Raw genomic sequence first — 20,426 nt, forward strand, 5'->3', positions numbered from 1 at the left:
AACCGGGCGGTGGACGCCATGCGCACCATCGCCGACAAGATCGGCATCGTGCAGGAGATCGCGCGTCAGACCGACCTGCTGGCCCTGAACGCGGCGGTCGAGGCCGCCCGCGCCGGGGAGCACGGCAAGGGCTTCGCCGTCGTCGCCTCGGAAGTGCGCAAACTGGCCGAACGCAGCCAGACGGCCGCCGCCGAAATCGGCGCCGTGTCGGGCGACACGGTCAAGGCGGCCCAGGAAGCCGGCGAGATGCTGCAACGCCTGGTGCCGGACATCCGCAAGACCGCCGAACTGGTGTCCGAGATCAGCGCCGCCTGCCGCGAGCAGGACGTCGGCGCCAGCCAGATCAACGAGGCCATCCAGCAGCTGGACAAGGTGACCCAGCAGAACGCCGGCGCGTCCGAGCAGATGTCGGCCACCTCCGAGGAGCTGGCGGCCCAGGCCGAGGAACTGCAGACCTCGATCGCCTTCTTCCGCACCGACACGACCGGCGGCCGCAGCGGCGCCCGCGCTCCGGCCCGGGCTCCGGCCCGCGCCTCGAGCTTCAAGGCCCCGGCCAAGCCGGCGGCCCGCCCGACGCCCAAGGCTGCGCCGGCCAAGCCCGCCGTCCACGCCCAGCAGGCCCGCGCCAAGGGCTTCGCCCTGGACATGGCGGTCGGCGGCGCGGACGACGAGGACATGGACTTCCGGGAGAGCGCCTGATGTCCGAAACCGCCAAGGGGCAAGGCGCCTCTGAGGGGCAATATGTGACCTTCGGCCTGGGCGATGAACTCTTCGCCGCTCCGGTCGGCCTGGTGCGGGAGATCCTGACCTATCAGGCGCCCTCGCGCATTCCCAACAGTCCGGACTATCTTCTGGGCCTGACGGACGTGCGGGGGCAGGGGGTTCCCACGGCGGATCTTCGGATCCGCCTGGGCATGGCGCCGACCGAGCCGACGCTGAACACCCGGATCCTGGTGCTGGACATTCCGCTGGAGGACCGGGTGCTCAGCCTGGGCCTGGTGGCGGACCGGGTGTTCGAGGTGGCGGTCTTCAGCGCCGACCAGATCGAGCCGTCGCCCGACATCGGGATCAAGTGGCGCTCGGACTATATCTCGGGCGTGGTGCGGCGCGAGGACGGCTTCGTCGTCCTGATCGACCTGCCCCGACTGCTGTCCAGCACCGACACCGTCTCTCTGGCGTCCTTCCCCGACGTCGATCGCGCGGCCTGACGGTCGCCGCCGGTTTCTCAGAAAGAGCATCGCCTTGTCCCACGCCGCGCTGGAACAGTCCTCGCCTCCCGTCGATCAGATCAGCGCCCGCAATTTCGAGCGGATGGCGGCCTATATCTACGACTACAGCGGCATCAAGATGCCGTCGTCCAAGCGGACCATGCTGGAGGGGCGGCTGCGCCGCCGTCTGCGCAGCACGGGCTATGCGACCTTCGACGACTATTGCGACTATCTGTTCAAGGAGGACGGGCTAGAGGCCGAGTCCGTCTTCCTGATCGACGCGGTGACGACCAACAAGACCGACTTCTTCCGCGAACCCCGCCATTTCGACTATATGACGTCCCACGTGCTGCCCGAGTTCAAGGCGGCCGGGATGCGGCGGATCCGGGCCTGGAGCGCCGCCTGCTCGATGGGCGCCGAGCCCTACACCATGGCCATGGTCATGCAGAAATTCGCCGATGAACAGGGCGGCCCCGACTATCAGATCCTGGGCACGGACCTGTCCACCGATGTGCTGGAAACCGCGCTGCGCGGCGTTTATCCGAACGAGATGCTGACCCCGGTCCCCGCCGAAATGCGGCGCTGGGTCATGACCGCACGCAACAGCGGACGGCGCGAGGGCCGTATCCATCCGTCGCTGCGGGCGAAACTGTCGCTGGCGCGGGTCAATCTGATGGATGAGACCTATTCGGTCGGCGATCCGTTCGATATGATCATGTGTCGTAACGTTATGATCTATTTCGATAAACAGACCCAGGCCAAGGTTCTGAAACGGCTGTGCGACCGGCTGAAGCGCGGCGGCTATCTGTTTATCGGCCATTCCGAGAGCATCACCGGCATCGAACTGCCTCTGGTGACTGTCGCCAACACCATTTTCCGAAAGACCTGATCCCATGCCCAAGGTCCGCGTTCTGGTCATCGACGACTCGGCCAGTGTGCGCCAGACTCTGGTCGACGTCCTGTCCGCCGACCCCGGCATCGAGGTCATGGGCGTGGCCTCCGACCCCTTCGTCGCCGCGCGCCGCATCGCCGAGGACGTGCCCGACGTCATCACCCTGGACGTGGAGATGCCGCGCATGGACGGCATCACCTTCCTGCGCAAGCTGATGGCCCAGCGGCCGATCCCGGTCGTCATGTGCTCGTCCCTGACCGAGGCCGGATCCGAGACCCTGATGCAGGCGCTGGAGGCCGGCGCGGTCGACATCATACTGAAGCCGCGCATCGGGGCGGCGGACCATCTGGCCGAGAGCGCGGATCGCATCCGCGATGTGGTCAAGGCTGCGGCGCGCGCCCGGCTGGGCGCAAGGCGAACGACGACGCGGACGCTGGATCCCGGAACCAAGCTGACGGCTGACGCCATGCTGCCGCCCCCGACCGGGGCCGCCATGGCGCGCACGACGGAGATGGTGGCCTGTCTGGGCGCCTCGACAGGCGGGACCGAGGCGCTGCGCGAGGTGTTGCAGGCGCTGCCGGCCAATGCGCCCGGCATCGTCATCGTCCAGCACATGCCGGCGGGCTTCACCGCCGCCTTCGCCAAACGGCTCAACAGCCTGTGCGAGGTCGAGGTCAAGGAGGCTCAGAACGGCGATCCGGTCCTGCGCGGCCACGTCCTGATCGCGCCGGGCGACAAGCACATGCTGCTAGAACGCCACGGCGCCCGCTATCAGGTGGCGATCAAGGACGGGCCGCCCGTGTCGCGCCACCGCCCCTCCGTCGACGTCCTGTTCCGCTCCGCCGCTCGGGCGGCCGGACGCAACGCCATGGGCGTGATCATGACCGGCATGGGCGATGACGGCGCACGCGGCCTGCTGGAGCTCAAGGAGGCCGGGGCCGTCACCGTGGCGCAGGACGAGGCGACCTCGATCGTCTTCGGCATGCCCAAGGAAGCCATTGCACGCGGCGCCGCCCAGAAGGTCACGGCGCTGGAGCATATCGCCCGCGAGATCATGAACGTCGATCGGTCTCGCTGACGGCGGCCCGGCGGCCCCGCGGACAGACAGACAGACAGGCAGGCAGACGGACGGGGCGAGGCCTGCGCCTATCGCGCCCGACCCCCGCCCGGATCAGAACAGAAGGTCGTCGAATTCGTCCTCGGCGGCGGCCGTTTCACCGGCTGTTTCCGTCGTCGTCGCCTCGTCGGTCTTGTCGGTCTCGGTAAAGACCGCATGGGCCGCGTGGACCGTCCGCTCGCGCGCCATGGTGTAGCAGCGCCCGATTTCGGTCATGGCGGCGTCCACCACTCCGGCGATATCGGTCAGGTCCTCGACCACCGGTCCGGCGGCCTCGGCCAGGGCGATGGCGGCGGTGTGCAGGGCGTCGCCCAGGTCTTCCTTCAGGCCCAGCTGGTCGGCGGCCAGGGCCAGCGACCGGGCGGTGGCCTCGCCATGGGCGCCCAGACCGACCAGATCGTTCTCGACCACGTCGGCGGCGCGGCGCAACTGACTCTGCACCCCGTTCAGCCGTCCGGCGTCCACGTGCGCGTCGCCGGGTTGGGTGGTCTCCATCCCGTTGGCCAGGCCGGCCAGGGCGGTCAGGGAACCCAGGGTCTGATCGGCGGCGTCTTCCAGATGGCTGGCGTGGCTGCTCAGCTCGATGGCGATGACGCTCAGGGGCTTGCCGATTTCCCCCAGACGATTGCAGCGCAGGCTGCTGTTGATCGCCATCTGCTGGATGTCGCGTTTGACCTTCTGGATGGCGTCCACCCGTCGGGCCAGGGCCTCGACCGCCGAGACGGTCTCGCCGCTGATGCGCTGGGCGTTGGTCATGGCCGCTGTGACATCATCGATCAACAGACCGGCCCGACCCAGACTGATCTCGAGGTCGCGCAGGTCGCCCCCGCCGTCGGACAGGCCGTGGATGACCATGATCTGTTTGGTGTCCTGGGCCATGCCGGACAGGCTGTGGACGACCTTGGCCGCTTCGGCCTCGAAATCGGTGGCGATGTCCGCCATCTGGTCGGCGACCATGTGCAGCAGGCGGCGTTCGGCCCGGTCGCGCGCCTCGGGCGACAGGTCCGCCTCGCGAACCGTGCGGGCCGCGACCTGGATGCCCAGCTGGACGTGTTCGATCCGCTGGCGGGTGATGTCCCCGATCTGCAGGGCCATCAGGGCCTTGCCGACCTTCATCTGGATATCGCGTGCGATGGCGGCGACCGAGGCGGCGACCTCGGCGATGCGGGCGTGGTTCACGCGGAGCGTCTCGGCGTCGAGCGCCAGCTTGTCCGGCACCGCCGGAATCAGCTCCTTGTACTTGCCGCCCAGCCCCTCTTCGAAGGTCAGGGCGCCGTCCAGTTGGCGTGCGAGCCGCGTAAGCTCCTCGGCCAGCTGATCCAGTTGCGACACGCCGAAGTCCAACTGTTCACACATCCGCTCGGCGAAGCCGGCGAACTCGTCTGCGGCCCGGATGGTCGCGCCGGCCGTGATCTTCACGTTCAGGGCGAAGGCGCGCAGATAGCGCAGCGTGGTGCGCATCACGTCTATATCGGCCTCCAGCAGGGCGCCGGCGGTCTTCAACTGATCCAGATCCGCCACCCGCCGTTTCTGCGTAAGGGGCAGGGCGTTCAGGCTTTCCGCCGTCGACAGCAACTCGTTGCTGGTGTGCGAGACCGATTCGACGTTCAGCGTCAGGCCCAGCCGGTCGAGCGCCTCGATCAGCCGGCCGACCATTTCGAGCGATCCGGCCAGGCGTTCGCCCGCATCGGAAAAACGGCTCTCGACCAGGGCGCGCGCCGCTTCGAGCTGATCCGTGACGTCAGAAGCGACGACGGGCGCGAAGAAGGGGGGGGCGGAATCAACGCCTGAATCGACGACGGCGTCGGCGGTCGCTGCGGGATCGAAAGGCTGCGCTTGCGCCTGCATGCTGGGTCTCATTCTGAGAGTCATGAACCCAGGTTACGCGGCACAGGAAAACCGACCGTAAACGCCGACTCGAATTTCTGCGCTGGGCGGAAGAGATCAGGGCAGGCGATCCCAGGCGATGGCGTGAACCTTGTCGCGGCCCAGGACGGCCGTCAGGGGCTCTGTGGCAAACAGGCCGGCGATGACGGGGTCGCGCACGTTCAGCCCGCCGGTGAAGGCGCCGAAAGCGGGCAGGATCAGGCGCGATCCGTCGGTGACGAAACAGGGACGACGCACGCCGCGGCCGTAGGCGACGACGCGGGCGGCGGGGTGCAGGTGGCCGGCGACCTCGCCCTGGCGGTCGTCCCCCGGCGTTCGGGGCTCGGGCTCGTGGGTCAGGCGCAGGGCGCCCAGGGCCATGTCGCCCACGATCCGGCCGGGCAGGGACGCCTCGGTCCGGGCGTCGTCGGCCAGGGCCTTGTGGTCGTGATTGCCTTCCAGCCACAGCCAGTTTCGGCCGCTCGCCAACCGGTCCAGCCGCGACCGGTCCTCATCCGCCATCCGTCCGATGGCCCGGGCGTCATGGAAGCTGTCGCCCAACAACACGACAAGGCCGGGGTCGAGGTCGGCGATCTCGGTCTCCAGCTGGTCCAGGGTGGCGCGGCTGTCGTAGGGCGGCAGCATCTGGCCGCGCGCGGCGAAGGCCGAACCCTTCTCCAGGTGCAGGTCAGCGGCGATCAGGGCGCGATGGGCCGGGAGCCACAGGGCGCCCGAACAGCGCAGTACGCAGGTCTCGCCCGCGATCTGAACGCGCAACGAACCGCAGGGCTTGCGCGCGGGGGACAGGGTCTGGCGCAGGGCGGCGTTCATGGCGCGTCCTCGTCCATGACTTCGGCGATCAGATGTTCGGCGCTCTCGTCCAGGATCATCTCCGCAGCGTCGCCGCCGACCCGTTCGCGCCCGATCTGGACCAGGACCGGCACGCAGAAGGGCGAGGGACGGGTCAGGGCCTGATGCCGGATGCGGCCCTCGATCCGCGCCAACATCTGGCCCAGCCGCGCCACGTCCAGCAGGCCGGAGGCGGCGTCGGCGCGGGCGGTCTTCAGCAGCAGATGGTCGGGCTGGTGGCGGCGCAGCACGTCGTAGATCAGGTCGGTGGAGAAGGTGACCTGACGCCCGGTCTTCTCGGCGCCCGGCTGGCGGCGCTCGATCAGGCCCGAGATCAGGGCGCAATTGCGGAAGGACCGCTTCATCATGAAGCTTTCCTCCAGCCAGGCTTCCAGGTCGTCGCCCAGCATGTCGGACTGGAACAGGGCGTCCAGGTCGATCTGGTCCATGGGTTTGATGGACCAGATGGCCAGAGAATAGTCGGTGACGACAAAGCCCAGGGGGCCGACGCCCAGCCGGTCCAGCCGTCGCGTCAACAGCATGCAAAGCGTGGTGTGGGCCAGATTGCCCTCGAACGGATAGGCGACCAGGAAATGCCGACTGCCGCGCGGAAAGGTCTCGACCAGCATGGATTCGGCGTCGGGGATGGCGGATCGCTCGGCCTGAAGCGCCAGCCATTCCTGCACGTCCGGCGGCAGGACGCGCCAGTGGTCCGGGTCCTGCACCATGGTCCGCACCCGGTCGGCCAGAGAGGTGGACAGCGGGAATTTGGACCCGCCCCAGGAGGGGATCTTCGGTTCCTTGTCATTGGCGTGGGTGACCAGGGCGTCGGTCCCGACAATGCCCTGAAACGCCCAGACCTGGCCCGCGAACAGGAAGGTGTCGCCGGGCGTCAGCTGTTCGAAATACCATTCCTCGGCCTCGCCCACCTTGCGGCCGGCGACCAACTGGCGCGAGGCGCCGCCGCGACGGCCCGCCACGCGCACGTTCAGGGTTCCCGCCGAGACGATGGCGCCGACATTCATCCGGTGGCGCTGGGCGATATCCTTGGTGCGGGCCTTCCAGCGGCCGTCCGGGGTGCGGACGATACGGGCGAACCGATCATAGGTGCGCAGCGCGTATCCGCCGGTGGCGACGAAATCGACCACCTCCTCGAACTGCTCCCACGCCAGGTCGCGATAGGGGCCGCAGCCGGTGATTTCGTCATACAGGGCCTGCATGTCGAAGGCTTCGGAACAGGCGACGCCCATGACGTGCTGGGCCAGCGCATCCAGCGTGCCGATATGGATCGGCTCCCAGTCGAAGGCGTTGTCGGCCACCGCTTCGCGGGCCGCCTGGCATTCCAGCATCTCGAACCGGCTGGCGGGCACCAGAAGGGCGCGCGACGGCTCGTCCAGCCGGTGGTTGGCGCGGCCGATCCGCTGGACCAGACGGCTGGAGCCCTTGGGCGCCGCCATCTGGATGACCAGGTCGACGTCGCCCCAGTCAATGCCGAGGTCGAGGGTCGAGGTGCAGACCACGGCCCTGAGGTCGCCGCGCGCCATGGCCGCCTCGATCTTGCGCCTCTGTTCGGCCGCCAGGGAGCCGTGGTGCAGGCCGATGGGCAGATTGTCGTCGTTGATCGCCCACAGTTGCTGGAAAACGAACTCCGACTGCCAGCGGGTGTTGACGAAGATCAGGGCCAGGCCCGCGCGCTGGATAGCGGCGTAGACTTCCGGGATGGCGTGGCGGCCGGTGTGGCCCGCCCAGGGGACCTTGCCCTCGGAGATCAGCACGTCGATCACGGCCGGGGCGCCGGGGTCGCCTCGGACCAGGGCCACATCCTCGACGGCGGGGGTGGGGCTGAGCCACCCCCGGATCAGATCCGGATCTTCGATCGTCGCGCTCAGCCCGACCCGCCGCATGCCCGGCGAAAACTGTTGTAACCGCCCCAGTCCCAGCGACAGCAGATCGCCCCGTTTGCCGCTCCAAATGGCGTGCACTTCGTCCAGAACGACGCATTTCAGGTCGGCGAAATACGATCGGGCGCCCTCCCAGGCGCAGAACAGGGCCAGCTGTTCGGGCGTGGTCAGCAGGATGTCGGGCGGGAAGTCGCGCTGACGCTGGCGCTTGGACTGTTTGGTGTCGCCGGTGCGGGTCTCGACGTGGATGTTCAGCCCAATCTCGCGGATCGGGGTCGTCAGATTGCGTTCGACGTCGGTGGTCAGCGCCTTCAGCGGCGACAGATACAGGGTATGCACGCCCGACCCCGGCCCGTGCTGCGGCCTTGGCCCCCGTTCGGCGAGCTCGATCAGGCTGGGCAGGAAGCCGGCCAAGGTCTTGCCCCCGCCGGTCGGCGCGACCAGCAGGGCGTGCCGGCCGGACTGACCTGCTGCGACCATTTCCAGCTGATGACGCCGGGGCGACCAGCCGCGCCCGGCGAACCAGTCGGCGAACAGCGGCGGAAGCGTTGCGGGAACGGCGGCGGTCGTCACGAACGGCATATAGCATGTTCCCGTTCCGTTTCAGCCCCGACGTCGCTATCTATCGGCTGTGTCCGACGAATCCGTCATCGCTGAATCCCGCCTGACCGGCGCCGAACCCTGGCTCGACCTGCCGCCGGCGCTCGCCACCCCGCCGGGGGCGGGGGCGGTCTGCGACGAGGCGGGGGCGCGCAAGATCGGGCGGGGGGCGGCCGAGGGGTTCTTCACCGGCGGGCCGGTGCTGGTGGCCCATGCGTCGCTGACGGCGCGGCGGCTGGGGCTGACGCCGCCGCCTCGGTCGGGCGAACTGATGGATGTGCTGGAGCTGTACGCCTTCGTGCGGCCGGCGCGATTCTGCGCCCCGTCGCCGACGGGGCTGGCCCTGTCGCTGGGTCTGGCGGAGCCGAAGTCGCCCGAGGCGCAGGCGGCGGTGTTGCGCGAGGCGGCGGCCGTGCTGTTGCGTGAACTGGCGGCCCCCGCCTATCCGGAACGCGAGGCCGCCTATGTCCTGGCCCTGACCCTGCAGCGCGCCGGCTGGGCCTGGGGCGACCGGGTGGTGCAGGCGCTGAAGGACGGCGGGGTGCGCGCGCGTCAGCATCGCGGTTCGGGCCTGGACGTCTGGACCCGTCTGACGGAGTGGGAGGACGAGGCCGCGCGCGGCGAGGCGGGGTCGGCCCCGGTCGATAGCGAGAGCGCGCGGATCCGGCTGGCGAAACTGCTTCAGGCCTCGGGTCTGGACGAGACGCGGCCGACCCAGTCGGACTATGCCGCCGAGGCCGCCTTCGCCTTTTCGCCGCGCAACGAGGAGGGCCGCCCCCGCATGCTGCTGGCCGAGGCGGGCACGGGCACGGGCAAGACCCTGGGCTATCTGGCGCCCGCCTCCCTGTGGGCCGAACGGAACCAGGGAGCGGCGTGGATCTCGACCTACACCCGCGCCCTGCAACGCCAGATCGACCGCGAGAGCCATGCCCTGTGGCCCGACCCGGAAGAGCGCAAGAAGAAGGCGGTGATCCGCAAGGGGCGCGAGAACTATCTGTGCGTCCTGAACCTGCAGGACATGGTCCAGGCGGCCCAGCTGGGGAACGGCGACCTGGTCGGCCTGGCGCTGGCGGGACGCTGGGCCGTGCACACGCGCGACGGGGACATGACGGGCGGCGACTTTCCCGGCTGGCTGCCGGGCCTGTTCGCCATGCCCGCCGCCCATGCGGCGGGGGCGGCCAATCTGGTGGACCGGCGCGGCGAATGCGTCCACGCCGCCTGCCCCCACTATCGCAGCTGTTTCGTCGAAAAGACCATTCGCGCCAGCCGCCGCGCGGACCTGGTCATCGCCAACCACGCCCTGGTCCTGACCCAGGCGGCGTTCGACGGCGCGCGCTCGGCCCGGGGCCAGAAGCAGGACGGCGAGACGGCGGCCCTGAAACGCATCGTCTTTGACGAGGGCCACCACCTGTTCGACGCCGCCGACAGCGCCTTTTCCGCCTGTCTTTCGGGGCAGGAAGCGGCCGAGCTGCGTCGCTGGATCCGCGGTCCGGAAGGGCGAGGCCGGCGCGGTCGCGGTCTGGAGCAGCGGCTGGGCGACATGGTCGGGGACAATGATGCGGCGCTGAAGGCCTTGCAGGACGCCATCCGCGCTTCGGCGGCGCTGCCGGGCGAGGGTGTGTCGGGTCGGGTCGCCCCGGCCTCGGGCGAGGTCAATCCCATCGGGCCGATCGAGGCCTTCCTGGCCGCCGCCCTGGATCAGTTGCGGGCGCGCACAGCCGAGGCCAACACATACGGCGGGCCGGAGTTCGGCATGGAGTGCGCGCTGAAGCCGGTGACCGATCCGGTGGCCGAGACCGCCCGCGCGGCCGCCCAGGCCCTGGCCGCGTTGGAAGCGCCGCTGCTGGCCCTGTCGCGGCATCTGGAAGACATTCTCGACGACGAGGCGGCCGAGCTGGACGGGGCGCAGCGGTCGCGGATCGAGGGGGCGTTGCGCGGGCTGGACAGGCGGGCGCGCATGACCCTGCCGGGCTGGCGGTCCATGCTGGCGGCGCTGGAGGACGGCGGAGACCAGCCCGATCCCGACTTCGTCGACTGGCTGTCGGCCGAGACGGCGTTCGGCCGCATCCATGACGTGGCCTTGCGCCGTCACTGGATCGACCCGACCGTGCCGCTGGAAGCCGCCGTGATCGTGCCGGCGCACGGGGTGCTGGTGACCTCGGCCACCCTGTCCGACCCCTTGCAGGAAGACCCGTTCGACCTCGCGCGTCTGCGCACCGGCTCGGCCCGGCTGATCGAGCCGCCGCGCACCCTGAAGGTCGAGAGCCCCTTCGACTATGCGTCCAACAGCCGGGTCATCGTCGTCAACGACCTGGTCAAGGACGATCCGCGCCAGACGGCGGCGGCGATGCGCGAACTTTTCCTGGCCGCCGGGGGCGGAGGGCTGGGCCTGTTCACCGCCATCCGCCGGTTGAAGGCGGTCTATGAGCGGCTCGGCCCGGATCTGGCGAAGGCCGGCGTGCCCCTGTACGCCCAGCACGTCGATCCGCTGGAGGTCGGGGCCCTGGTCGACATGTTCCGGGTCGAGGAGAACTCGTGCCTCTTGGGCACGGACGCCGTGCGCGACGGGGTGGATGTGCCGGGTCGGTCGCTGCGGGTTCTGGCCTTCGACCGCGTGCCCTGGCCCCGCCCGGATCTGCTGCACAAGGCGCGGCGCGAACGGCTGGGCGGCCAGTTCTCGCAAGGGAGAGGCTATGACGACGCCCTGGCCCGCGCCCGGATCGCCCAGGCCTTCGGGCGGCTGATCCGGCGCGGCGACGACAAGGGGGTCTTCGTGATGCTGGACGCGGCCACCCCCACCCGCCTGTTCGCCAGCCTGCCGCCGGGCACGGAGGTCCAGCGCATGGGTCTGGCTGACGCCGTGGCGCTGACCCGCAGTTTTCTGAACCCAGAGACGACGATCTGAGATGTCGAAGACCACGCCCGCGACCGTCGCCCTGACCAAGGCCGGGGTCGCCTTCGAACTGTTCGCCTATGACTATGATCCCGACGCGCCGCGCGTGGGGTTGCAGGCGGCCCAGGCTGTAGGAAAAGCCCCGGAACAGGTGTTCAAGACCCTGATGACCCTGGTCGACGGCGCGCCTGCCTGCGTCATCGCGCCGTCCGACTGCGAGATCAGCATGAAGAAGCTGGCGGCGGCCATCGGCGGCAAGTCGGCGCAGATGATGAAGCCCGTCGATGCGGAACGGTTGACCGGCTACAAGGTCGGCGGCGTCAGCCCCTTTGGGCAGCGCAAGACCGTACCGACGGTGATGGACGAGACGGCCGTTCTGTTTGATCAGATCCTGATCAACGGCGGCCAGCGCGGGCTGTTGCTGGGGATCGCGCCCGAAGCGGCGGCCCGGGCGGCGGGGGCCAGGCTGGTCGACATCACGGCCTGAACGCCTTGGGCGGTCGTCCTTCCTTGGGCTATAGCCGTCTCGACCCCGGAGTTTGAATGACCGACGCACCGACCCAGCGACCCAGCCGTGCGGGCCTCTACGCCCCCTTCATCATCGTGCTGATCGCCCTGGCCGCCTGGACCGGCTGGTGGTTCTATCTGACGCGCCAGATCGACGCCGGCCTTGAGGCCCAGTCGGCCGCCCTGCGCCAACAGGGCTGGGACGTGCGCTACGCCGACAAGCGGATCGTCGGCTGGCCCTTCCGCGCCAATGTGAAACTGACCCATGTGACGATCGCCGCCCCGTCCGGTCACGCCATATCCGCGCCGGAGCTGAACGCCGAGGCCAACGCCTATCAGCCGACCAAATGGGTCGTGGTCGCGCCCGAAGGTCTGGTCCTGACCCGGGCCGGCAAGGGCAAGGTCGCCATCAACGGCGACGCCATCCGCATGAGCGCCAGCGGCATCGACCAGCGCTGGCCCAATCTGGCGCTGGAACTGGTCAATCCGATCTTCACCGTCCATCCCGACGGCGAGCCCTTCCCCATCGCCCGGGCCGCACGGATCGAATTCTATTCGCGGCCCCATCTGGAAGGCGCGACCGCCCCGAGCGACGCCATCGACGTGATGTTCCGGCTGGTGGACGGCCAGGGACGCCGCGACGGACCGGTCGAGGGCTTCGCCCAGGACGGCCAACTGACCACCCAGCTGGAGGCCACCGTCGGCCGGGCCGACCTGCTGAAGGTCGGGGATGCGGCCGGGGTGTTTTCCCAATGGACCCAGGGCGGCGGGACCTTCCGCAATCTGCGCGGCGATCTGCAGGCCGGCGACAGTCGCGCCACTCTGAGCAGCGACGTGCTGCGGGCCGATGCGGACGGGCGCCTGGTCGGCCAGGTGGCCCTGCAATCGCAAAAGCCCTTGCCGGCCCTGTCGGGCCTGTTGGAGTCGCGCCAGGGGGCGGTGAACCGGGTAGGGGCGGCTGGAGTCGCCGCTGCTGCGGGGGCGGCGGATGCGGCGGGGCGTGAGGATGTGGCCCTGACCCTGGTGTTCCGCGACGGTCGGACCTGGCTGGGACCCTTCCCCCTGGCCCCGGCCCCCAAGCTGTTCTGATGGGGCTGCTGGAAGCGGCTTCGCCGGACGAGGACCTGCTGGGGTTGGACCAGGCGGTGGCGGCGGCGGTGCGCGCCCGTGTCGCCGCCGGGATGGCGGACCGGTTCGACGCCTCGGTCATCGTCCTGCGCGGCCTGCTGGCGGACGCCGGTCCGGCCGAAGCCGCCGCGCTCAAGGCGGTCTGGGGACGGATCGAGGCGGCGGCCGGGCCGGCGCTGACGGCGAGCGGCGGCATGGCCCAGATCCTGGCGGCTGACCGCTACGGCCTGGGCGTCCGGCCCCTGTCGGCCGACGCGGCGCTGAAGGCGGTCGAGGGCGGCGGGCGCGCCCTGATCGACCTGTCGTCCGATCGGCCCTGGTGGGGGCGCCTGCTGGCCCGGCCGGACCTGAGGATCGTCGCCGCCCTGCCGGACGACCGTGACGCCCGGCCCCAGGCGGTCCTGGTGTCGAAGGCCGTCTCGGGCCCGACGGGCGACGACCGCAGCTTCTGGGTCACTGACAGCGGCTTGTCCGACGCCAGGATCGTCGAGGCCCTGGGCGAGGCCGGACTGGCCGCCGAACCCCTGGCGGCGGCGGGCGGCTTGAAGCTGTTCCTATTGGCAGGCTATGTGCAGGCCGAGGACGGACGGCTGAGCGCGGCCCCCGGCCGCCTGACCGGCGTCATCGGCGCCGCGCCCGTCTTCTGACTTCCCCTCATCTTCCGAGTTCAAGGCTTCCCATGACCGACGCGCCCCAAGGACCCCAGGCAAAGCCCGGCATCCTCGACATCGCCCCCTATGTCGGCGGCAAGTCGTCCATCGCCGGCGTCGCCGAGCCGATGAAGCTGTCTTCCAATGAGAACATGCTGGGGGCCGGGGAAAAGGCGCGCGCCGCCTATGAGGCCGCGATCAAGTCGATCCACATCTACCCGGACGGTCGGGCGACCAAGTTGCGCGATGCGGTGGCGGACAAGCACGGGCTGGAGCCCGAGCGGCTGATCTTCGGCAATGGCTCGGACGAGGTCTTCGCCCTGCTGAACCAGACCTATCTGACGGCGGGCGACAATATCGTCTGCGGCCAGTATGGCTTCCTGGCCTATCGGATCAGCGCCCTGGGCTGCGAGGCCCAGGTCAAGCTGGCGCCCGAGCCGAACTTCAAGGCCGAGGTCGACGCGCTGCTGGCCCAGGTCGATGACCGGACCAAGATCGTCTATGTCTCCAACCCTTCGAACCCGACCGGCAGCTACAACACCGGCGAGGAGATCCGCCGCCTGCACGCCGCCCTGCCGGCTCATGTGATCCTGGTGGTCGATGAAGCCTATGCCGAATATGTGACCGAGGCCGACTGGGAGACCGCCTTCCCCCTGGCCAAGGCGGCGGAAAACATCGTCGTGACCCGCACCTTCTCCAAGATCCACGGCCTCGGCGGTTTGCGCATCGGCTTCGGCTATGCGCCGCTGAAGGTGGCCGAAGCCATCGACCGCATCCGCCTTCCGTTCAACGTCTCGGTGCCGGGGCTGGAGGCGGCGACCGCCGCTCTGTTCGACGAGGCGCACCAGACGGCCTCGCGTGAGCTGGTGTCGAATTGGAAGCCGCGCCTGACCCAGGCCCTGCGCGGGTTTGGCCTTGAGGTCCTGCCCAGCGCCGGAAACTTCGTGCTGGTCGTGTTCGACGGGGCCGAACGGGCCGCCGCCGCCAATGATTATCTGAACGGCAAAGGGATCATCGTGCGGCCAGTCGGCGGCTACGGCCTGCCTCAGGCCTTGCGCATCACCATCGGGACGGAAGACCAGAACCGGGCCGTGATCGATGCGCTGAGCGAGTTTGCGGCGCAATAAGCATGGGCTTGCGGTCGGTCGGGGTGTTGGGTGGAGTGATCGTGCTGAGCGTGTCCGCCTGCGCCACGCCCTTGCCGCCGCTGCCCACTGACCCGGCTCAGCGATGCGAAGCCCTGGGCGGCCTCGTGCTTGAGGGGCCGCCTATTCAGACATCCGACAGCAAGGTGGAGCGCGGTCAGTTCCTTGGGTGCAACCTAGACCCTCACACGAGCGAAAAGGATGTACGCCAAGCCCGGCGGGCTTGGCGAGAGCATCACAACTCGGGAGGCTGACGCGGATCAGCCGCCGAAGCGGCGGGCGAAGAAGACGCCCGTGCGGAGGGTGTCGTCTTCCTGCGACAGGGGGCTGTCGGCCACGTCGCCCAGGCGGCGTTCATAGTTGACCAGGGCGCCGGCGCCCCATTTGTCGTTGATCGGGACCAGCAGGAACAGGCTGGCGCCCGCGCCTTGCAGGCCGCTGCCCGGCGAATAGGCGTCGATGCCGTTGCGGGCGGCCTCGGCGGCGCTGACGCCGTAGTAGGCGTCGGCCAGCTTGGCGTCGCCGCCGCGGGCGTAGACCGAGACATTCATCAGGCCGACCGGCGTCACGCGCTGATGGCCGACTGAGGCGTAGTATTCCGTGCCCTCGCTGACGTCCGTCACGTCGCGGCTGACCCGGCCGCCGACCACGATATTGCCGGGCAGGCGTTTGAAGGCGTAGGCGGCCACGTCGGCGCCGAAGTCGGGACGATCCAGGTCCAGACCCTCGATGTCTTCGGGCGAGAAGCGCGGACGCAGTTGCAGGCCGGCGCGGAAATCGTCGGTCTTGATCGCGTTCCAGCCCAGACCGTCGATGGCGCTCAGATAGACGACGTCGCGGTAATTGGCGGAGACCCAGGGCACGACCCGGGTCTCGGAGCCCGTGTCGCCGCCGCTGTCCTTGCTGTAGAGGGCGCCGACGCCGAGATCGACGGTCCAGCCGTCGGGCGCCGGGCGCATCTGCTCATAGGGCTGGGACTGGGCAAGGGCTGAGCCGGCGAAGGCGGTTGCGGCGGCGGCTGTCAGGGCCAGGGTGCGCAAGGACATTTGGAGCTTTCTCGTACGGAATAGGTCAGTCCATACGTTCGAGCTGGGCCTTTGGCTCCAGCAGGGCCGCAGATGCCGTCTCTATGCGACTTTCCAGCAACGCCATCATCGCCCCGCGCTTCAGGCCGGCGGGGATCGGCTCCAGGAATTCGAACACCACCTTGCCCGGATAGCGGCGGAATCCATGGGCCGGCCAGTGGACGCCGGAGTTGGTGGCGACCGGCCAGCAGGGGCCTTCCAGATCCCGGTAGATGGCGGCGACGCCGGGCTTGTAGTCGCCGGGGACGCCGGGATCATTGCGCGTGCCCTCGGGGAAGATGACGATCTGGCGGCCTTCGGACAGGCGCTCGCGGGCCTGGCGGGTCATGTCCTTCAGCGCCTTGGCGTGGCCGGCGCGGTCGACGGCGATCATCTTGGCCTTCCAGGCGAACCAGCCGAAGAAGGGCAGGGGCATCAGCTCCTTCTTCATCACGAAACAGGCGTCGGGCAGGACGGCCAGCAGGGCGACGATGTCCAGCATCCCCTGGTGTTTCGACGCGATCAGGGCGGCGCCCGACGGGGCGTGCTCCAGCCCCCGCACCTCGACCTTGACCCCCGCGATCCAGCGCAGGCCGAACAGCACGATCTTCGCCCACAATTTGCAGACGCCCTGCACATAACGGTGCGGCGCAAGCAGGATGGGCGACAGGCCGACGGCGACGATCGGCATCGACAGATAGAGCCAGGCGGTGAAGAGCAGGGAACGCAGGATGTTCACTTAGGCAGGGGCCTTTTCGGCGGAGGGTTCGGACGCGGGGGCGACGCGGCTGAGGCGGCGAATCCCCTCGCGGCCCAGGGCGGCGAGATATTTCATATATTCCAGCGTCATGCGCCGCGCCGTCACCGTCGCGCGCCACCAGTGCCGATTGTCCAGCGACGGGGTCGAGACAGCGTAGGGGGTCAGTTTCACGCCCGGCAGCTGGCCTCGGATCTCCACCAGCGAGCGCGGCATATGATAGTCGGAGGTGACGACGATCAGGTCGTCATAGCCCTTGGACCGGGCCCAGGCCGCGATTTCCTGGGCGTTGCCGACGGTGTCCTCGGCCTCGAAGCCCAGATCGACGCAGCAGTTGAACAGACGGCTGGAGCCCGGCGTCAGCTCACGCAGCTCGCGACGGCGGACCTCGCGATTGACGCCCGAGATCAGCACGCGCTGGCCCTTGCCCTGCTCCAGCAGGCGGATGGCGGCGTTGACCCGTTCGGCCGAGGGGCCGGTCAGGGCCACGATGGCGTCGGCCGGGGCGGGATCCTCGGCGGGCGTCAGTTCGCGCACCCGATGGGCGAAGGCGAACAGGCCGACCAGCCAGATCAGGGCGACAATGCCGATGACGACGAGCAGTCTCATCCCTACCCCCGACCTGAACCCAGAACCTGCATGGCGGCGAATCTGGCCGCGACAAGCGCCACCGTAGCCGCCAGCAGCGGACATGGCGAGAGCAGCAGCAGGTCGCCCCAGGTCACGGGCAGGGCCTGGGTCAGACCGTCCGATCCGCCCAGGAACCGCAGGAAGGCCAGGAGCAGCCCCGCCAGTCCCGCCCCAATGGCCCCGGCCCCGGCTGCGATCAGGGCGAAGCGGCGCTGAAACAGCCAGGCGATGCGGCCGTCGGTCGCGCCGTTCAGGCTCAGGGTCTCGATCACCCCGCGCCCGGCGGCCAGGCCGGCGCGGGTGGCGTAGGCGATGGCGGCGGCGGCGGCGAAGGCGGTGGCCAGGAAGGCGGCGCCGGCCAGGGCCGTGATCAGGGCGGCCGAACGTTCGACCTCGCCGCGCCAAAGGCTGTGGTCGTCGACCGTGGCGTCCAGCCCGGCCTCGGCCAGTGCGCGGCTGAGGCTGACCGCGCTGGCGGGGGCGTTCGGGTTCAGCCGCACCGTGACCAGATGGGGCAGGGGCAGGTCGGGCAGGACGGCGTCGCCCAGCCAGGGCCGCAGCAGATCCTCGGCCGCCTTGCGATCCAGGGCCGCCGCCTCCTCGACCCCGGCGACGCCGGACAGGGTCTCGGCGGCGCGGGCGGCGGCGGTGTCGCCGGTCTCGCCGACGCGGGGGCGGACCTGCACCGTCGCCTCGGACCCGAGCTGACGCGCCCAGCCGTGGGCGGCGCGGTCGGCGGCCGAGGCGGCGACGGCGGCCAGACAGGCCAGGAAGCACAGGACGGCGATGACGGTCATCAGCCAGGGCTCGCCGGCGGCCGCCGGGGGCAGCAGGCCGGGACGTCCCCGTGAAAGCCGGAAGTCGGACAGGCGGATCATGCGGCGGCTCGGGCGGCTTCGGTCAGCCGGCCCTGGTCGAGCCGCAGGACCTGGGCGCCCGAGCGCTCGGCCAGGGCCTGGTCATGGCTGGCGATCAGGACGGTGGCGCCCAGCCGGTTCAGCGACTGGAACAGGCGCAGCAGTTTCTCGGCCATGACGGCGTCCACGCTGCCGGTCGGTTCGTCGGCGACGATCAGGCCGGGGCGGGTGATGACGGCGCGGGCGATGGCCAGCCGCTGTTTCTCGCCCCCGGACAGGGCCGGGGGGCGGGCGTCCATCCGGCGGCCCAGGCCGACCCATTTCAGCATTTCCTCCACATCGGCGGCGTAGTCGGCTTCGTGCCCGCCCGCCAGCCGCAGGGGCAGGGCGGCGTTGTCGAAGGCGGGCAGGTGGTCCAGCAGGCGGAAATCCTGGAACACCACCCCCATGCGGCGGCGAAAGGCCGGGATGTCGCGCCGGTCGATGTCGGACACATCGGCGCCGAACAGGCGAATGGTCCCCGTGGTCGGCCGATCCACCAGGGTTAGAAGCCGCAGAAGCGAAGACTTTCCGGCGCCGGACGGTCCGGTAAGGAAGTGGAAAGAGCCTCGCGTCAGAATGAGGTTAACGTCTCGCAGCACGTCGGGCGCGTCCGCATAGCCGAAACCCACGCCCGACAGGCGGACGGTCTCGGTCACAGGGGCGGAATCGACGGCGCTGGGTGGCGAGGACGGCATTGAGATTTGTTTCAGGGACAGGGCGCGAAATCGCGCCTTACAGGAGGGGGCGACAGCCTCGCAGTCAGCCACATGATACTGACCTGCCCCGCCTGCGCCACCAGCTATTTCATTCCCGACGACGCCGTGGGCGCGAACGGGCGCAAGGTGCGCTGCAAATCGTGCGGCGAAGTCTGGCGCGCGACCAGCGACGAACCGCTGGAACTGAGCGTCGCGCCCGAACCGCGCGTCATCTCCACGCCCGAGCCGGAACCCGCGCCCGAGCCCGCCAGCCTGGCCGAGACCCCGGCGCCGGAACTGCCCAAGGCCTTTCGCGCCCGCGCCGAACAGCAGCGCCGTCTGCGCCGCGCCGCCACCCATGGCGTGGTGTGGGCGGGCCTGGCCAGCGCCTTTGTCGGCCTGATCGTCTCGGCCTTCCTGTTCCGGGTCGAGGTGGTCGAGGCCTTCCCGCGCGCCGCCGCCGCCTATGCCGCAGTCGGGACGCCGGTGAACCCGGTCGGCCTGGACTTCGAGGCGATGACGGCCAAGGAGGTTCCCAATCATCCCGGCATGGTTCTGGTGTCCGGCGCGCTGCGCAATGTGCGCGACGCCGAGATCGTGGCCCCGCCCGTCCGGGTCGCCCTGCTGGACGAGCATGGCGCAGAGGTCGGGTTCAGGATCGTCGCCATCGACGCCGCCCCCGTCCTGCCCGGCAAGGTCCAGGGCTTCGCCGTCCTGATCCCCGATCCCGGCGGTCATGCGGCCGACATCGGGGTCAATTTCGTGACGCCCGACGCGCCTCACGCCAAGCCGGCCGCCGCTCACGCCGCGCCCGCCGAAGCGGCGCCGGCGGCGGATCACGGCGAAGATCATGCTGCGCCTCAGGCGGCTCCTCATGCTGCTCCTGCCCACGAGCCCGATCACGCGCCCGCCGAAACGGGCGGCGGTCATGCGCCGGCGAACGCTCATGCGGAGCTTGCGCCCGCCTCCAACGGCCTGAGATCGGCGGTCGCGCCGGGCGTCGCCGCGCGCAACGCCCAGGCGCCGATCGAGGCCCGTCCGATTCGCGTGGTGGACAACGGGCACGGCGAGGCGGTATCCGCCTCGCATGGCTGATCCCTCCCCCAAGCCGACCGTCCTGCTGGCCGAGGCCGACATCGCCCGCGTCGTGGCGGACCTGGCCGCGCGCATCGCCCCCGTCATCGACGACGACACCGTCGCCGCCGTTCTGCTGACCGGCGGTCTGTGGTTCGCCGCCGACCTGACCCGCGCCCTGTCGCGACTGGGCCGTAATGTCCGGTTCGACGCCCTGTGGCTGGCCTCTTACGGCGACGACAAGACCAGCCGGGGCAAGATCGACGTCTACGCCCCGTTCCAGCGGCCCATCGCCGGGCGGCGCGTGCTGATCCTGGACGATGTGTTCGACACCGGCCTGTCCCTGGCCGAGGCGGGACGGATCGCGCGCGAGACCGGGGCCTCAGAGGTCCTGACCTGCGTCTTCGCCCGCAAGCCCTGGCCCGCGCCGCGCGCCCCCGAGCCGGACTTCGTCGGCTGGGAGGCCCCGGACCGTTTCCTGGTGGGCTACGGACTGGACAACGCCGGCGGATTGCGTGGCCTTCCGGACATCTGCGCGCTGGATTAGAGAT

Annotated in this window: 19 protein-coding genes; 11 read left to right on the forward strand and 8 right to left on the reverse strand. The window is 69.9% G+C overall.

Going from position 1 to position 20,426, the window contains the following annotated elements:
• The 4 genes from ACP7CK_RS13535 to ACP7CK_RS13550 form a co-directional block, all read left to right on the forward strand.
• Positions 1 to 699 (forward strand): methyl-accepting chemotaxis protein (locus ACP7CK_RS13535; RefSeq protein WP_426026359.1); only part of this gene is annotated, 699 nt, incomplete at its 5' end.
• Positions 699 to 1,208: a chemotaxis protein CheW gene (locus tag ACP7CK_RS13540; RefSeq protein WP_035308074.1), complete on the forward strand. Its 510-nt coding sequence runs from the start codon at positions 699 to 701 to the stop codon at positions 1,206 to 1,208. The genes ACP7CK_RS13535 and ACP7CK_RS13540, both read left to right, overlap by 1 nt.
• Positions 1,209 to 1,242: 34 nt before the next feature.
• Positions 1,243 to 2,097 (forward strand): CheR family methyltransferase, encoded by an 855-nt coding sequence (locus ACP7CK_RS13545; RefSeq protein WP_426026360.1) that lies wholly within the window; start codon positions 1,243 to 1,245, stop codon positions 2,095 to 2,097.
• 4 nt (positions 2,098 to 2,101) lie between these two features.
• The gene (locus ACP7CK_RS13550; protein WP_008262249.1) at positions 2,102 to 3,178 is read left to right on the forward strand and encodes a protein-glutamate methylesterase/protein-glutamine glutaminase; all 1,077 of its coding nucleotides are present in this window, start codon (positions 2,102 to 2,104) and stop codon (positions 3,176 to 3,178) included.
• A gap of 93 nt (positions 3,179 to 3,271) precedes the next feature.
• Here the strand turns inward: ACP7CK_RS13550 and ACP7CK_RS13555 are convergent, their stop codons facing one another.
• From ACP7CK_RS13555 to ACP7CK_RS13565, 3 genes are all read right to left on the reverse strand, one after another.
• Positions 3,272 to 5,065 carry a hypothetical protein gene (locus ACP7CK_RS13555; protein WP_426026361.1) on the reverse strand — a complete coding sequence of 598 codons (1,794 nt, stop codon included), beginning with the start codon at positions 5,063 to 5,065 and terminating at the stop codon, positions 3,272 to 3,274.
• A gap of 96 nt (positions 5,066 to 5,161) precedes the next feature.
• The gene (pdeM, locus tag ACP7CK_RS13560; protein WP_426026362.1) at positions 5,162 to 5,914 is read right to left on the reverse strand and encodes a ligase-associated DNA damage response endonuclease PdeM; all 753 of its coding nucleotides are present in this window, start codon (positions 5,912 to 5,914) and stop codon (positions 5,162 to 5,164) included.
• The gene (locus ACP7CK_RS13565; protein WP_426026363.1) at positions 5,911 to 8,415 is read right to left on the reverse strand and encodes a ligase-associated DNA damage response DEXH box helicase; all 2,505 of its coding nucleotides are present in this window, start codon (positions 8,413 to 8,415) and stop codon (positions 5,911 to 5,913) included. The genes pdeM and ACP7CK_RS13565 overlap by 4 nt, the downstream gene beginning before the upstream one ends.
• Before the next feature lie 49 nt (positions 8,416 to 8,464).
• Here ACP7CK_RS13565 and ACP7CK_RS13570 point away from each other — a divergent pair, with 49 nt between their 5' ends.
• The 5 genes from ACP7CK_RS13570 to hisC are packed head-to-tail and all read left to right on the forward strand — an operon-like array spanning position 8,465 to position 14,738.
• Positions 8,465 to 11,338 carry an ATP-dependent DNA helicase gene (locus ACP7CK_RS13570; protein ID WP_426026364.1) on the forward strand — a complete coding sequence of 958 codons (2,874 nt, stop codon included), beginning with the start codon at positions 8,465 to 8,467 and terminating at the stop codon, positions 11,336 to 11,338.
• Between the two features lies 1 nt (position 11,339).
• Positions 11,340 to 11,813 carry a Cys-tRNA(Pro) deacylase gene (ybaK, locus tag ACP7CK_RS13575; RefSeq protein ID WP_426026365.1) on the forward strand — a complete coding sequence of 158 codons (474 nt, stop codon included), beginning with the start codon at positions 11,340 to 11,342 and terminating at the stop codon, positions 11,811 to 11,813.
• 56 nt (positions 11,814 to 11,869) lie between these two features.
• Complete coding sequence (locus ACP7CK_RS13580; RefSeq protein WP_426026366.1) at positions 11,870 to 12,922, forward strand: DUF2125 domain-containing protein; 1,053 nt, start codon at positions 11,870 to 11,872, stop codon at positions 12,920 to 12,922.
• On the forward strand, positions 12,922 to 13,608 hold the full coding sequence (locus ACP7CK_RS13585; RefSeq protein ID WP_426026367.1) for a hypothetical protein: 687 nt from the start codon (positions 12,922 to 12,924) through the stop codon (positions 13,606 to 13,608). Before ACP7CK_RS13580 ends, ACP7CK_RS13585 begins: the two co-directional genes overlap by 1 nt.
• A 32-nt stretch (positions 13,609 to 13,640) precedes the next feature.
• Complete coding sequence (gene hisC / locus ACP7CK_RS13590; RefSeq protein WP_426026368.1) at positions 13,641 to 14,738, forward strand: histidinol-phosphate transaminase; 1,098 nt, start codon at positions 13,641 to 13,643, stop codon at positions 14,736 to 14,738.
• 278 nt (positions 14,739 to 15,016) lie between these two features.
• Here hisC and ACP7CK_RS13595 read toward each other — a convergent pair whose 3' ends face one another.
• From ACP7CK_RS13595 to ACP7CK_RS13615, 5 genes are read right to left on the reverse strand one after another with little or no spacing between them, the layout of a single operon-like run.
• Complete coding sequence (locus ACP7CK_RS13595) at positions 15,017 to 15,802, reverse strand: MipA/OmpV family protein (protein WP_426026369.1); 786 nt, start codon at positions 15,800 to 15,802, stop codon at positions 15,017 to 15,019.
• Positions 15,803 to 15,827: 25 nt separating this feature from the next.
• The gene (locus tag ACP7CK_RS13600; RefSeq protein ID WP_426026370.1) at positions 15,828 to 16,559 is read right to left on the reverse strand and encodes a lysophospholipid acyltransferase family protein; all 732 of its coding nucleotides are present in this window, start codon (positions 16,557 to 16,559) and stop codon (positions 15,828 to 15,830) included.
• Positions 16,560 to 17,186: a YdcF family protein gene (locus ACP7CK_RS13605; protein WP_291753167.1), complete on the reverse strand. Its 627-nt coding sequence runs from the start codon at positions 17,184 to 17,186 to the stop codon at positions 16,560 to 16,562.
• Positions 17,187 to 17,188: 2 nt separating this feature from the next.
• Positions 17,189 to 18,085: a cell division protein FtsX gene (locus ACP7CK_RS13610; protein ID WP_008258898.1), complete on the reverse strand. Its 897-nt coding sequence runs from the start codon at positions 18,083 to 18,085 to the stop codon at positions 17,189 to 17,191.
• Entirely contained in the window at positions 18,082 to 18,801 is a 720-nt protein-coding gene (locus ACP7CK_RS13615; RefSeq protein WP_426026371.1) for a cell division ATP-binding protein FtsE, read from the reverse strand. The genes ACP7CK_RS13610 and ACP7CK_RS13615 overlap by 4 nt, the downstream gene beginning before the upstream one ends.
• A 72-nt stretch (positions 18,802 to 18,873) precedes the next feature.
• Here ACP7CK_RS13615 and ACP7CK_RS13620 point away from each other — a divergent pair, with 72 nt between their 5' ends.
• Positions 18,874 to 19,896, forward strand: coding sequence for an MJ0042-type zinc finger domain-containing protein (locus tag ACP7CK_RS13620; protein ID WP_372705608.1), 1,023 nt, complete (start codon positions 18,874 to 18,876; stop codon positions 19,894 to 19,896).
• On the forward strand, positions 19,889 to 20,422 hold the full coding sequence (locus ACP7CK_RS13625; protein ID WP_426026372.1) for a phosphoribosyltransferase: 534 nt from the start codon (positions 19,889 to 19,891) through the stop codon (positions 20,420 to 20,422). The genes ACP7CK_RS13620 and ACP7CK_RS13625 overlap by 8 nt, the downstream gene beginning before the upstream one ends.
• Positions 20,423 to 20,426 lie beyond the last annotated feature (4 nt).

It is taken from the genome of Brevundimonas sp. TSRC1-1 (assembly GCF_049898245.1).
Taxonomy (GTDB): Bacteria; Pseudomonadota; Alphaproteobacteria; order Caulobacterales; family Caulobacteraceae; genus Brevundimonas; species Brevundimonas mediterranea_A.